Source organism: Clostridioides sp. GD02377, assembly GCF_045899875.1.
Taxonomy (GTDB): Bacteria; Bacillota; Clostridia; order Peptostreptococcales; family Peptostreptococcaceae; genus Clostridioides; species Clostridioides difficile_A.
The window spans coordinates 127461-140128 of the sequence record NZ_JBJODA010000014.1 but is presented as its reverse complement, the minus strand read 5'-3'; the positions used below and the strand labels follow the sequence as shown (position 1 = coordinate 140128).

The window sequence follows — 12668 nt, the reverse complement described above, 5'->3', positions numbered from 1 at the left end:
ATTTATATAAGTTTCTTATTTTTAAAGTACTATTTTCAAAGTATGTTATAAATACTTTGTATAAATACATATAATAGTTTAAAGAGATTGATTCTTTAAATATAGAGTGGCGAGCTCTTATAGATATGTACTTTTAAATAAGAAAGGAGATAGATAAGTAAGTGTCTGTAATCAATAGTTTTATTCTACAATATGGATTAATCTCTGTATTTGTATTAATTATGATTGAGTATGCTTGTTTTCCATTACCTAGCGAAGTTGTATTGCCATTATGTGGAGCAATTGCCGCAAGGAATCATTTTGGGTTTTTGACAATTTTGATTTTGAGTATAATTGCAGGTATACTTGGGTCAATATTTTGTTATACAGTAGGAAATTGGGGTGGGAAATCTATCATAAATAAAATAGTAGAGATTTGTCCAAAGGCAAAGAAAGGAATATTTGCATCTCAGGACTATTTTAATAAATATTCTTCTATTTCTGTTTGTGTATGTAGATTAATTCCATTATGTAGAACATACATATCTTTTATAGCAGGTATAGCAGGTCAGAATATTATAACTTTTGTAGTATCATCTATTGTAGGAATTACCATATGGAATACTTCACTAATTAGCATAGGTTATATTTTCTCAGAGAGTTGGGTAAAAATAATGTCCCATTATAATGATTATAAATTCCTAGTTCTAATTATACCAATAGCTTTAATTCTTATTGGATTTACTATTAAGTCATATATACATAAAAAACATCATAAGTTAAGATTATAAAAAATTAATAGATTTTTTCATCATTTTTTATACTTACTGTAAGATTTAAGTGTTTGAGATAATTTCTAATAATCAAAATCCCCGTTTTTAGTACAATGTAGAAACGGGGATATTTAATGTCAAATTGTAATGAATAAGTTAAATTTAATAATGAAATAAGATATTGAGTGGTAGTTAAGAGCAATTAATTATCAGCTTTATTTTTATATACAGCTATTTTTTCTTGAATATCCAAGTACACTTATTACAAAAGAAACAATGAATAAGACTATAACTGTGGTGAAAGTCATCAACAAATAGGATTGAGTAGAAGTCATAATGGTAGAAAGTCCAGGTCCATCCTCAAAATATTTGATAAAATAGAAAATAGGAACGACGAAAAGCAATCCTATTGTTTGTGCTGAACGGAAACCAAACCAATATGTAAGAGGTAAGCAAATAGCAGTACAAGTAAGTGGCAAAATAATTGCTGCAATAATAGATAAGCCCAATATACTGATTTCAAAATTACCATAGAAAATACTGCTCATCAAACTAAATATAATGCTTCCAGATAAACTAAAAACCAATGTGCATATAACAGAAATATATTTGCTTGCCACTACAGAATATCCACTAACAGGCATAGCTAATTGATATTTTTTCCAGTTTACATTCTCATCACTTGCAAAACTTATAATGTTTTGCATACCTATTGAAATAGAAAACATAATTGAAGTCATTAATCCAGCATATATCCCCATATTCATAATGAGAAGAATAATAGCCAATATTGCAATTATAATAAGTTTCTTATCAATACTTTTAAAAAAAAGATAGAAGTCTTTGTAAATTAATCCTCGCATAATATTCCTCCTTTAATATAGAAAAGCATAATATCTTCCAATGTCGCATTATCAACAACTACATCCTTATATTTTCTTCTTGCAGTTTCTTTATCATCAACTAAGCATTCTATACTCATATTTGTCTGTTTGCAAATAAGATAATCATCTTGTGAGATAGTTTTAAATTTTTCTTTTCCACACCTAATAATTCCATAATTGTAGATTAAGTTATCTTTTTGTTCTTCAAAAACAATTTCTCCTTTATGAATTAGTATTACATAATCTGCAATTTTTTGTATATCTGATGTGATATGGGATGAAAAGAAAATAGAGTGTTCTTCATCTTGTATGAATTCCAAAAACAAATCCAATATTTCATCTCTACTAACAGGGTCAAGCCCAGTTGTTGCTTCATCTAAAATTAGAAGTTTTGGTCTATGAGCCATAGCACATATAATAGAAAGTTTCATTTTCATTCCTTTGGAAAATGAGCCAATAGTTTTTTTTAATGGAAGCTTGAATTTTTCTAGATAATGTTGATAAAGTGTATCATCCCATGACGTATATATGCCAGATAGTATTTTACTGATATGTTTTACAGTAAAAATATCATGGAAATTGCACTCATCAAAGACAATACCAATATCATTTTTAATTGAATACGTTGCATTGTCTACCCCAAATATCTCAATTTTTCCAGCATCTTTTTTCAATTCATTCAGTATCAAATTAATTGTGGTACTTTTACCAGCGCCATTCTCTCCAATAAAGCCGACAATTCTACCTTTTGGAATACAAAATGAAACATCTTTTAATGAAAAATCATCAAAATTTTTATATAAGTTTTGAACTAAAACATTATTCTTTTCCATAGTTTACATCCCCTTAATCTTCATAGAATAATTTGAGAATATTGGTCATCTGCTCATAAGATATACCATGTGTTCGACCAATTTCTGAAACTTTTTGCAATAATTCTTCTGCTATTCGTAACTGTTCTTCTTGGATGAACTCTTTATTTTGACTAGATACAAAACTACCTTTACCAGACACAGTTTCAATAAATCCATCACGAGTTAAATCCTCGTATGCCCGTTGAACAGTAATTACACTTATATGTAAATCTTTTGCTAGACTTCTCATAGATGGTAGCATCTCACCAGCAGATAATGTTCCATTCATTATAAGACTTTTAATCTGCAAACATATTTGTTCATATATAGGTTTATCACTACTATTACTAATGATTATTTCCATTTAATCCTCCTATACTGTACTTACTGTACTTGTTAGTTAAGTACAGTATAGGCCTATAAATCAGTCTTGTCAAGATAATAAATATAAAAGAGAGAATAATACAATAATTTATATGTTAGTCACCTTATATCTTTTTATGCTAAAATGGTGTTAAGAAATGAAACAAATACTATTTATATAAAAGGGGTAAGAATATGGATATAATAGATAATCTAAGGGTACAAGGGGTAGATGAGAAACTTATTGAAGATGTACTATATTTTAGACGTTATTATGCTCTAGAGAAAGATTTAGAATATAGGGTAACGAAGTCTAAAACTTATTTTTATGGAAGAGATATTTTGTCTATGTGTATAGCAGCTATTTTGGAAGAAGAAAATATATTATTATCAGGACCAAAAGCAACAGGAAAAAACTTACTTGCTGACAACTTGGGTGAGATATTTAATAGACCTCAATGGAATACATCATTTCACATAAATACAGATAGTTCAACACTTATAGGTACAGACACATTTATAGATAATGAAGTTAAGCTTAGAAGGGGTTCTGTTTATGAATGTGCCATCAATGGGGGATTTGGTGTATTTGATGAAATTAATATGGCAAAGAATGATGCTGTAGTTGTAGTACATTCAGCTTTAGATTATAGAAGACTGATTGATGTTCCTGGATATGAAAGAGTAAATCTGCATCCAGCAACGAGATTTATTGGGACTATGAATTATGAATATGCAGGAACAAAAGAACTTAATGAGGCACTAGTATCTAGATTTATGGTAATAGATATTCCTCCTATAGAAGAAGATAAGTTGATGATGATTTTAAAAAATGAATTTCCAGATGCTGATGAAGAAAAATTAATGCATTTTGCAGGAATATTTCTAGATTTACAGTTGAAGTCTCAAAATGGTGAAATATCTAGTAAAGCTATTGACTTGCGTGGTCTCATGGCATCACTTAAGACTATAAGAAGAGGGTTGAAACCAACTCTTGCAATTAACATGGGACTTACAGGAAAGACCTTCGATATATATGAGAAAGAAATGGTTGGAGATGTAATTAAAACTAGAATACCTAATAAATGGGAGAGTATAGATGTATTTCCAATAAGTCATATTTAATATAGGTGAGATTATGAAATGGATATATGATGATTATGAATTTGAAAACAGAGCAAATAATTTATCTTGGACAATAGCTGGAGATTACAATGAAAGTATAGATATATCAGAAAAGGATTATTCTTCAAAAGAGATAGGTTTATATTTTGCAATAATTGCAGGTGCTAGAAGAAAGTATGTAGATTGGGACATAGTAAAAAAATACCTTACAAATAGAATACGAAAAGGATATGACAAAGATATTATATTGGGTCTGATTCAAGTCATATTAAATACAATAGTTGAAGAAAAGGCTATTAAAGATAGACCAGGGATAGAAGATATAAGAAGAAATGCTTATAAAGATATTGTTTCACGTTTTACCAAAATACACAATGACAATATTATGGATAAAATTAAATATGCCTTTGTACTTTATAATATGGACAAGCATCCAGCATTAGATAGCCTAACTAGAAGAATAGTTAATGACATAAGGAATATAGATACAAATCAAGATATTATGGAGATTTTAAAAGCATTAGATGTTATATATTTAACTTATTTTGAATATATATTAAATGGAGAAGAAAGTAGTTCTACATATGATGAAAATAATGTAAAAGATGTTGATGTAAATTTTGATACATTTGCTGATTTTATGTATGAAGAACTTTATAGTGATGAAGAAGAAAATATTATTGAAAGTGATATAGACTCTATATCTTCATCTATGCTTATAGAGGGAGTAGGAGATTTTGAGGATTCTCAATCTAGCAATTCAGCAGACAGAGTAATATATGTTGATGAAGAGACTGCAAATAAGATATATTCAAAGATAGAACATTATTATGGGAAAACTTATTTGAGTAAAGGTGAAATTAAGAAGATTGAAACACAAAATTGTAGAAATGTTCATGAAGGGTGTAGAATACACTTTACAGATGGAGTTCTTAGAAGTGAGTGTAATAATGTATTCCAGTTAAAATATGTGACAAGGCAAAAAGAAAATAATTTAGGGAAATTTAGAGAACATGCTAGAATGTATAGACAACAAATAAAGAGATTAAAAGAAAGTCTAGCTAGAATTTTGATAGAAGAAAATGCTAAAACAAGAGTATACTCTGATTGTGGAACTATATTAGCAAATAGGGCTTGGAGAGTGGGTAGAAGTAATAATAATAAAATATTTTATAAAGATATAGAAAATGAAAAAGGAAAGTATGTTATTGATATATTATTAGATGCAAGTGGTTCTCAAAGTAGAAATCAAGGAAATGTGGCAATTCAGGCGTATATAATTGCAAATGCCTTAACAGAGGTTGGCATACCAAATAGAGCTATGGGATTTTCTAGTTTTTTGGATTATACAATATTAAAAAGATTTAAAGATTATGATGATAGTTTAAAAAATAGTGAAAATATATTTGAATACTTTTGTGCTGGTAATAATAGAGATGGTTTAGCTATAAAATCTATATGTAGTGGTCTAATAAATAGAGATGAAGAAAATAAAATTTTGATAGTTCTTAGTGATGGAAGACCCAATGATGTAAAGATAGGAAAAAATAGTGAGAGAACCTTAAGAGGAGAAAAAGCTTATAGAGGGATAGTTGGTTTAAGAGATACAGCTAATGAAGTAAGAAAAGCTAGGAAACAAAATATATTAGTATTAGGAGTATTCACAGGGAAAGAATCGGAGCTTGAGGCTGAAAGATTAATATATGGAAACGATTTTATATATTCAAGAGATATAACTAGATTTTCTGATGTAGTTTCGATGTATTTAAAGAAGATAATTAGAAATTAATCAAGATTATAAAAAATAATTTATATACATAAAAATATAAAAATGAATAAAATTTGTAAAAAATGTAGAAATTTTCACAGAAAAGGTATACAATGATTTATATAGAAAATGTTTTAAGAATAATTTAAAAATTAAATATATAATATTATAGGTTCTTCAAGCAAGATTAATAGGGAAAAAGGTTAAATTCCTTTACAGCCCCCGCTACTGTGATGCAGACGAAACTTTTGTTAGCCACTATGATGATATACTTTTATATTTCATGGGAAGGAAGAGGAGTAGGAAGAAGCTAAGTCAGGAGACCTGCCTAAAATATTAAAGTAATTTCTTCGGGGATGGAGAAAGTTTCTTATAATAATTATACAGATATGTTTATTTTATGTGTTTGTATTTGGATTGTCGAAAATTAGAAGCCTAACCATCGAGTTAGGCTTTTTTATTTTTATTTTTAAAATAAATTAGACATATATTATTTATATTTTAATTATTAGAAAGGGAGAGAGGGGATAGTAAAATGAAACAAAATATCAAATTAGGGGTTATAGCTGCACTTATGTTAATCATTTTAACTCCAGTTACATCGAATGCAATGCACATAATGGAAGGATACTTACCAGTAAAATGGTCTATAGCATGGGGAGTTATATTTATACCATTTTTTTTAGTAGGACTAAAATCAATAGGAAAAATAGTAAAGCAAGACCCTAAAAAGAAAGTATTATTAGCGCTGTGTGGAGCATTTGTATTTGTATTGTCAGCACTAAAGATACCTTCAGTAACAGGAAGTTGTTCACATCCTACTGGAGTAGGTCTTGGAGCAATAATGTTTGGACCAAGTGTAATGTTTGTTCTTGGAACTATAGTTCTAATATTCCAAGCATTACTATTGGCACATGGAGGAATAACTACTTTAGGAGCTAATGCTTTTTCAATGGCTATTATAGGACCAATTATATCATTCTTAATATTTAAAGCATTAAAGAAAAAAGACGGAAATAATGCAATGCCAGTATTTCTTGCAGCAGCAATAGGAGATTTGGCTACATATACAGTAACTTCGATACAGTTAGCACTGGCTTTCCCAGACCCATCAGGTGGAGTGATGGCTTCAGCAATTAAGTTTTTAGGAATTTTCTTTATGACTCAAATACCAATAGCGATAGCAGAAGGTATACTTACTGTAATTGTATATAATTTAATTACAGAAAATGGAGAAAAAAGCATACTAGAAAATAATGATAAAGGAGTTAAAGCTAATGAGTGCTAAAACAAAGACGAAAACTAATATATTACTACTTTTATTAGTAGTAGCTCTTATCATATTCCCACTACTTGTTAATTCGGGAGCTGAATATGGAGGAGCAGATGGTCAAGCTGAGAGTGAAATTACTAAGATAAATCCAGATTATGAACCATGGTTTAGTAGCCCATATGAGCCACCAAGTGGAGAAATAGAAAGTTTATTATTCTCTGCACAAGCAGCGTTAGGTGCTGGTGTAATAGGGTACATATTAGGTGTTCAAAAAGGAAAGAGAAGTTAATTATGCTTATAATTGATAAATATGCATATACAAATAGATTAAGTAAAGTAAATCCAAATAAAAAAGTAGCCATAGGAGTAATCTTTCTGATTGCTTCTATGGTAATAAAAAATATATTTGTTTTAAGTGGAATTATGATTTTAATGAGTATTCTAGTTGTTTGTGTAGCTGGAATAGATTTAAAGAATTATTTAAAATTACTCAGAATACCAATGTACTTTTTATTTCTTAGTATAGGAATAACTCTTGTAAATATATCTTTTAATAAGGCAGACTTATTATATAGTTTTGAAATTTTTAGTTTCAATGTAGGAATATCAAAAGCATCTATTGACATGTCTATTCATGTGTTATTTAGAGCTATGTCTTGTTTGACTTGTGTATACTTTTGTATACTTACAACACCTTTTAATCAATTAATATTCTTCTTTAAAAAATTGCATTTACCTGATACTTTTGTTGAGCTATCAATGTTAATATATAGGTTTATATTCATATTTTTAGAAGAATTTTCAGAAATATATAAGTCACAAGAACTAAGATTTGGGTACATAAATTTAAAAACTTCATATAAATCCTTAGGAATTCTTGGAAGTATGCTGTACAAAAGACTTATGACAAGGTATGATGATATGTGTATATCATTAGACATAAAATTGTATGATGGTAAATTTCACATAGTAGGGGATAATGATGTTTAAAATAAATAATTTAACTTATCAATATGAAAAGAATGCCAATGCATTATTAAACATTAATATGGATTTCTCAAAGGGAAATGTTATAGGTATAATAGGTTCAAATGGTTCAGGAAAATCAACATTATTTATGAATTTAATGGGTATATTAAAACCTACATCTGGAGAAATTCTTTTTAAAGAAGAAAAATTAAAATATGATAAAAAAAGTTTGTATAATCTTAGAAAAAATGTGGGTATTGTCTTTCAAGACCCAGAAAAACAAATTTTCTATTCAAAAGTATACGATGATATAGCATTTGCAATGAGAAATATTGGTATAGATGAAAAAATAATTAAAGAGAGAATAAACAAAGCTCTAGTAGCTGTTAATGGAATAGATTTTATAGATAGACCAGTACATTTTTTAAGTTATGGTCAGAAAAAAAGGGTAGCGATAGCATCAGTTATAGCAATGGAAAATGAAATTATATTGCTTGATGAGCCTACAGCTGGTTTAGACCCAGTAAGTACTAGGTCTATTGTAGATATAATAAAGGGATTGAATAAAGATAATATAAAAATAGTAATATCCAGTCATGATATGAATTTAATGTATGAAATATGCGATTATATATATGTATTGGATAAGGGGATTTTAATTGATGAAGGAAAGGCAGAAAATGTATTTGTAAATGAAAATAACATTATACAAGCTGGCTTAGAATCCCCATGGCTAGTAAAGGTACACAAAAATATGAACCTACCTTTATTTAAGAAAGAAGAAGATTTGTATAAGTACTGGAAAGAAAGAGAACTTAATACAAACAAATAATTAAGCCCTAAACCTATTTTAAAAAAATAGATTTATATATAATAACCCTTAACCTAGACCCCTTAAAGGTGCCTTATGATTCCCCAAATCATAAGGTTATTTTTTTATTAAATAATAAAATAAATTATATGTAAAGTGTTATTTAATTGTAATATATTGGAAATAATCTATTAGTATAATACATAATTATAATTTGAAGTAATTCATATTTTAGATTAAAATATATTTATGGCTGTTAACAGGAGGAGAAATATGAATTTAGATACATTAAATCCTGCTCAAAGAGAAGCAGTAGAAAAGACTGAAGGTCCAGTACTTATACTGGCTGGAGCTGGTTCAGGTAAAACTAAGGTATTAACAACGAGAATGGCATACCTTATAGAAGATAAAGGTGTACAACCACCAAATATATTAGCGATAACATTTACAAACAAAGCTGCAAATGAAATGAGAGAAAGAGTTGAACAAAATATAGGTTCTGAGACTAAGGAAATGTGGATAAGTACATTCCATTCTTGCTGTGTTCGTATACTTAGAAAAGATATAAATAAGATTGGTTACAACAGGAGCTTTGTAATTTATGATGCAGCAGACCAAGTTACATTGGTTAAAGACTGTCTTAAAGAACTAAATTTAAGTGATAAGGTGTTTGAACCAAAAGCAGTTATAAGTGCTATTTCAGGAGCAAAAGATAAGCTTTATACTCCAAAACAGTTTAAAGACATTAACATGGCAGATAATAGAATGAGTAAAATTGCAGATATTTATGCATTATATCAAGACCGTTTAAAAAGAAATAGTGCACTTGATTTTGATGATTTAATACTTAAAACTGTAGAGCTTTTTAAGGCTAATGAAGAAGTTTTAGCATATTATAGAAGTAGATTTAGATACATAATGGTAGATGAGTATCAAGATACAAGTAAAGCTCAGTATGAATTGATAAAATTATTAGCCAGAGAACATCAAAATATTTGTGTTGTTGGAGATGATGACCAAAGTATTTATGGATGGAGAGGCGCAGATATAAGAAATATACTTGAGTTTGAGAAAGATTATGATAATGTACATGTTGTAAAATTGGAGCAAAATTATAGGTCTACACAAGTGATATTAGATGCAGCTAATAAAGTTATATCTAATAATATAGAAAGAAAAAGGAAAAAGCTTTGGAGTGAAAAAAAAGAAGGAGAGCTTATAAAGATACAATTAACTGGTAGTGAAATAGAAGAAGCTGATTTCATTGCTGATTCAATTGCACAAATAGCTAGAAAAGAGAAGAGACCATATAAAGACTTTGCAGTACTTTATAGAGCAAATGCACAAGCTAGACCTGTAGAGGATGCTTTAAATAGAAGTCAAATACCATATAATATATATGGTGGTACAAAATTTTACGAGAGAAAAGAAATAAAGGATTTATTAGCGTATTTAAGAGTTATTCAAAATCCACAAGATGATATATCTATAAAAAGAATTATAAACGTACCTAGAAGGGGTATAGGGCTTAGAACAATAGAAAAAATTGAAGATAGAGCTAATTTAAAGCAGGAAAGTATATATTCAGTATTAATTGATATAGAGACAAATTCAGATATATCTACTAAAGCAAGAGCAAGTATAAGTGGATTTGTTGATATTATAGGTACACTTAGAACTATAAAAGAAGTTTATCCTGTTAGTAAACTTATAGAAAAGGTCTTAGATACTACAGGATATATGGATGAACTTGTAGAGATAAGGAATAAAAATGAAAAAGATTTGACTGGTAAGGGAGAGGAAGCTCAAGATAGAATTGACAACTTAAGAGAATTCATATCTATAGCTTTGGAGTTTGAAAGTAGTAATGATGAGAATTATGAAAACAAAGACTTAGAAACATTCTTAACTAGTATAGCACTTACATCTGAATCAAATGATGAAGAAGACAATGATAGGGTTTCTCTTATGACAATTCATACATCTAAAGGGCTAGAATTCCCTGTAGTATTCCTAATAGGTATGGAAGAAGGATTATTCCCTATATCAAGAGCTATAAAGTCTCTAAGTGATTCACAGATAGAAGAAGAGAGAAGACTTTGTTATGTTGGTATAACTAGAGCCAAGGAAGAGTTATATATGTCATTGACAGAGAAGAGGACATTATATGGTAAAACAAATGTTGCAATAGCTTCAAGATTTATGGAGGAGCTACCAGAAGAATGTATAGAAAGATTGTACAAAGTAAAGAAAGAACTGAGTTATTCTAAAGCAAGCTATAATATGTTAGATAAATATACTAAAAAGTACATGAATACTATAAGTAAATCTAAAGTTGCTGACAAAGTTAATGCTACAATAAAAGATTCCAATAAAGAGACTAACCCAGATGATATAAAACTTGGTTCTAAAGTGCATCATCCTAAATTTGGGGTTGGGACAGTAGTATCTATAATTGGCACAGATGTTACTATAGCTTTTGACAAGCAAGGAATTAAAAAAATAAACAAAGAATATACAACACTAAATATTTTATAATGGAGGTTAATATAGGGAATGGATAGTATAAATTTTGCTAAGAACTTAATAGACTTCATATATGATAGTCCATCATCTTTTCATGCAGTTGATAGTGCTAAAGAAATTCTAGATAAAAATGGATTTGAAGAGTTAGCTTTAAATCATAAGTGGAACCTAAAAGTGGGTGGAAAATACTATGTTACTAAAAATTTATCTGCTATAGTAGCTTTTGTAGTTAATTCAGAAGACATAGAGAAAGATGGTTTTAGAATAATAGGTTCTCATTCAGATTCTCCTACATTTAGCATTAAACCAAATGCAGAAATAGAAGCTGAAAAATCTTATTTGAAGTTGAATACAGAGTGCTATGGAGGAGCAATATTGAGCACATGGTTAGATAGACCTCTTGGCATAGCTGGCAGGGTAGTTTTAAAGAGTGATAATGTATTAAAGCCAAGCGAAAGACTTATAAACTTTCAAAAGCCAATTTGTATAATACCAAACCTAGCTATACACTTAAATAGAAGTATAAATGATGGTCATTCATATAATAAGCAAAAGGATATGTTACCTTTAGTTGGTTTGTTGAATGATACATTAGAAAAAGATAACTTCCTTTTAAAACAAATAGCATCTAATTTGGATGTAAATATGGAAGATGTCATAGATTTTGATTTGTTTTTATATGAATTTGAAAAAGGAAGTTTAATAGGGGCTAATGATGAATTTATATCTATAGGAAGACAAGACAATCTTGCTATGGTACATGCTAGCTTGAATGCTCTTATTGATACTAAAGGTCAAAATGGCGTAAATGTAATGGCCGTATTTGATAATGAAGAAGTTGGTAGCTCTACTAAACAAGGTGCAGATTCAAACATGCTATTAAATATATTGGAAAGAATTTGTCTATCAATAGGTAAAGATAGGGAAGAGTTCTTTGAGTCTATTTATTCATCTTTTATGATATCATCAGATTTGGCTCATGCCATCCATCCAAATACTCCAGAAAAACATGACCCAACTAATAAACCAGTTATGGGAAAAGGGCCTGTTATAAAGATAAATGCTAGTCAGGCATATACAAGTGATGGGTATTCTATAGCTGTTTATAAGAATATATGTAGAGAAGCTAATGTTGAGTATCAAGAATTTGTTAATAGGTCAGATGAAAGAGGTGGAAGTACTATAGGTCCAATATCTTCAACTCATATAGATATACCATCTGTGGATGTGGGAAGTCCAATTTTGGCAATGCACTCTATAAGAGAATTAGGAAATGTTGAAGACCATTATAGTATATATAAAACGTTTAGCAAGTTTTTTGAAATATAAATATAAGATAAACA

Annotated in this window: 12 protein-coding genes and 1 riboswitch; of the genes, 9 read left to right on the top strand and 3 right to left on the bottom strand. The window is 28.9% G+C overall.

Going from position 1 to position 12668, the window contains the following annotated elements; genetic code table 11:
• The first annotated feature begins 161 nt into the window (after positions 1-161).
• On the top strand, positions 162-770 hold the full coding sequence (locus Q3304_RS13735) for a DedA family protein (RefSeq protein WP_407812033.1): 609 nt from the start codon (positions 162-164) through the stop codon (positions 768-770).
• Between the two features lie 203 nt (positions 771-973).
• On the opposite strand, the gene Q3304_RS13730 is transcribed toward Q3304_RS13735, so the two are convergent.
• From Q3304_RS13730 to Q3304_RS13720, 3 genes are read right to left on the bottom strand one after another with little or no spacing between them, the layout of a single operon-like run.
• On the bottom strand, positions 974-1615 hold the full coding sequence (locus Q3304_RS13730) for an ABC-2 transporter permease (protein ID WP_407813701.1): 642 nt from the start codon (positions 1613-1615) through the stop codon (positions 974-976).
• Positions 1603-2469: an ABC transporter ATP-binding protein gene (locus Q3304_RS13725; RefSeq protein WP_054275706.1), complete on the bottom strand. Its 867-nt coding sequence runs from the start codon at positions 2467-2469 to the stop codon at positions 1603-1605. The genes Q3304_RS13730 and Q3304_RS13725 overlap by 13 nt, the downstream gene beginning before the upstream one ends.
• Positions 2470-2482: 13 nt before the next feature.
• Positions 2483-2854 (bottom strand): GntR family transcriptional regulator, encoded by a 372-nt coding sequence (locus tag Q3304_RS13720; protein WP_054268998.1) that lies wholly within the window; start codon positions 2852-2854, stop codon positions 2483-2485.
• 194 nt (positions 2855-3048) lie between these two features.
• Between Q3304_RS13720 and Q3304_RS13715 the strand changes: the two genes are divergently transcribed.
• The 8 genes from Q3304_RS13715 (at position 3049) to Q3304_RS13680 (ending at position 12654) form a co-directional block, all read left to right on the top strand.
• Positions 3049-3978, top strand: coding sequence for an AAA family ATPase (locus Q3304_RS13715; protein WP_054268999.1), 930 nt, complete (start codon positions 3049-3051; stop codon positions 3976-3978).
• Positions 3979-3991: 13 nt separating this feature from the next.
• Positions 3992-5767, top strand: a complete 1776-nt coding sequence (locus Q3304_RS13710; protein ID WP_407813702.1) for a nitric oxide reductase activation-like protein — start codon at positions 3992-3994, stop codon at positions 5765-5767.
• Positions 5768-5899: 132 nt separating this feature from the next.
• Positions 5900-6093, top strand: a riboswitch (cobalamin riboswitch).
• A 188-nt stretch (positions 6094-6281) separates the two neighbouring features.
• Positions 6282-7034 (top strand): energy-coupling factor ABC transporter permease, encoded by a 753-nt coding sequence (locus Q3304_RS13705; RefSeq protein ID WP_054269001.1) that lies wholly within the window; start codon positions 6282-6284, stop codon positions 7032-7034.
• A complete protein-coding gene (locus Q3304_RS13700; RefSeq protein WP_009888183.1) occupies positions 7024-7308 on the top strand; it encodes an energy-coupling factor ABC transporter substrate-binding protein in 285 nt (94 codons plus the stop codon). The genes Q3304_RS13705 and Q3304_RS13700 overlap by 11 nt, the downstream gene beginning before the upstream one ends.
• 2 nt (positions 7309-7310) lie before the next feature.
• Complete coding sequence (gene cbiQ, locus Q3304_RS13695) at positions 7311-8009, top strand: cobalt ECF transporter T component CbiQ (protein WP_054269002.1); 699 nt, start codon at positions 7311-7313, stop codon at positions 8007-8009.
• On the top strand, positions 8002-8820 hold the full coding sequence (locus Q3304_RS13690; RefSeq protein WP_054269003.1) for an energy-coupling factor ABC transporter ATP-binding protein: 819 nt from the start codon (positions 8002-8004) through the stop codon (positions 8818-8820). Before cbiQ ends, Q3304_RS13690 begins: the two co-directional genes overlap by 8 nt.
• 252 nt (positions 8821-9072) lie before the next feature.
• Positions 9073-11337: a DUF3553 domain-containing protein gene (locus Q3304_RS13685; RefSeq protein ID WP_054275709.1), complete on the top strand. Its 2265-nt coding sequence runs from the start codon at positions 9073-9075 to the stop codon at positions 11335-11337.
• Positions 11338-11355: 18 nt separating this feature from the next.
• Positions 11356-12654 (top strand): M18 family aminopeptidase, encoded by a 1299-nt coding sequence (locus tag Q3304_RS13680; protein ID WP_074179959.1) that lies wholly within the window; start codon positions 11356-11358, stop codon positions 12652-12654.
• Positions 12655-12668: the final 14 nt, after the last annotated feature.

Bases quoted from the DNA above. Each gene is read 5' to 3' on its own strand.
- Q3304_RS13705 (WP_054269001.1), top strand. From the start codon at position 6,282: ATGAAACAAAATATCAAATTAGGGGTTATAGCTGCACTTATGTTAATC.
- Q3304_RS13710 (WP_407813702.1), top strand. From the start codon at position 3,992: ATGAAATGGATATATGATGATTATGAATTTGAAAACAGAGCAAATAAT.
- Q3304_RS13700 (WP_009888183.1), top strand. From the start codon at position 7,024: ATGAGTGCTAAAACAAAGACGAAAACTAATATATTACTACTTTTATTA.
- Q3304_RS13730 (WP_407813701.1), bottom strand. From the start codon at position 1,615: ATGCGAGGATTAATTTACAAAGACTTCTATCTTTTTTTTAAAAGTATT.
- Q3304_RS13725 (WP_054275706.1), bottom strand. From the start codon at position 2,469: ATGGAAAAGAATAATGTTTTAGTTCAAAACTTATATAAAAATTTTGAT.
- cbiQ (WP_054269002.1), top strand. From the start codon at position 7,311: ATGCTTATAATTGATAAATATGCATATACAAATAGATTAAGTAAAGTA.
- Q3304_RS13715 (WP_054268999.1), top strand. From the start codon at position 3,049: ATGGATATAATAGATAATCTAAGGGTACAAGGGGTAGATGAGAAACTT.
- Q3304_RS13720 (WP_054268998.1), bottom strand. From the start codon at position 2,854: ATGGAAATAATCATTAGTAATAGTAGTGATAAACCTATATATGAACAA.
- Q3304_RS13680 (WP_074179959.1), top strand. From the start codon at position 11,356: ATGGATAGTATAAATTTTGCTAAGAACTTAATAGACTTCATATATGAT.
- Q3304_RS13690 (WP_054269003.1), top strand. From the start codon at position 8,002: ATGTTTAAAATAAATAATTTAACTTATCAATATGAAAAGAATGCCAAT.
- Q3304_RS13685 (WP_054275709.1), top strand. From the start codon at position 9,073: ATGAATTTAGATACATTAAATCCTGCTCAAAGAGAAGCAGTAGAAAAG.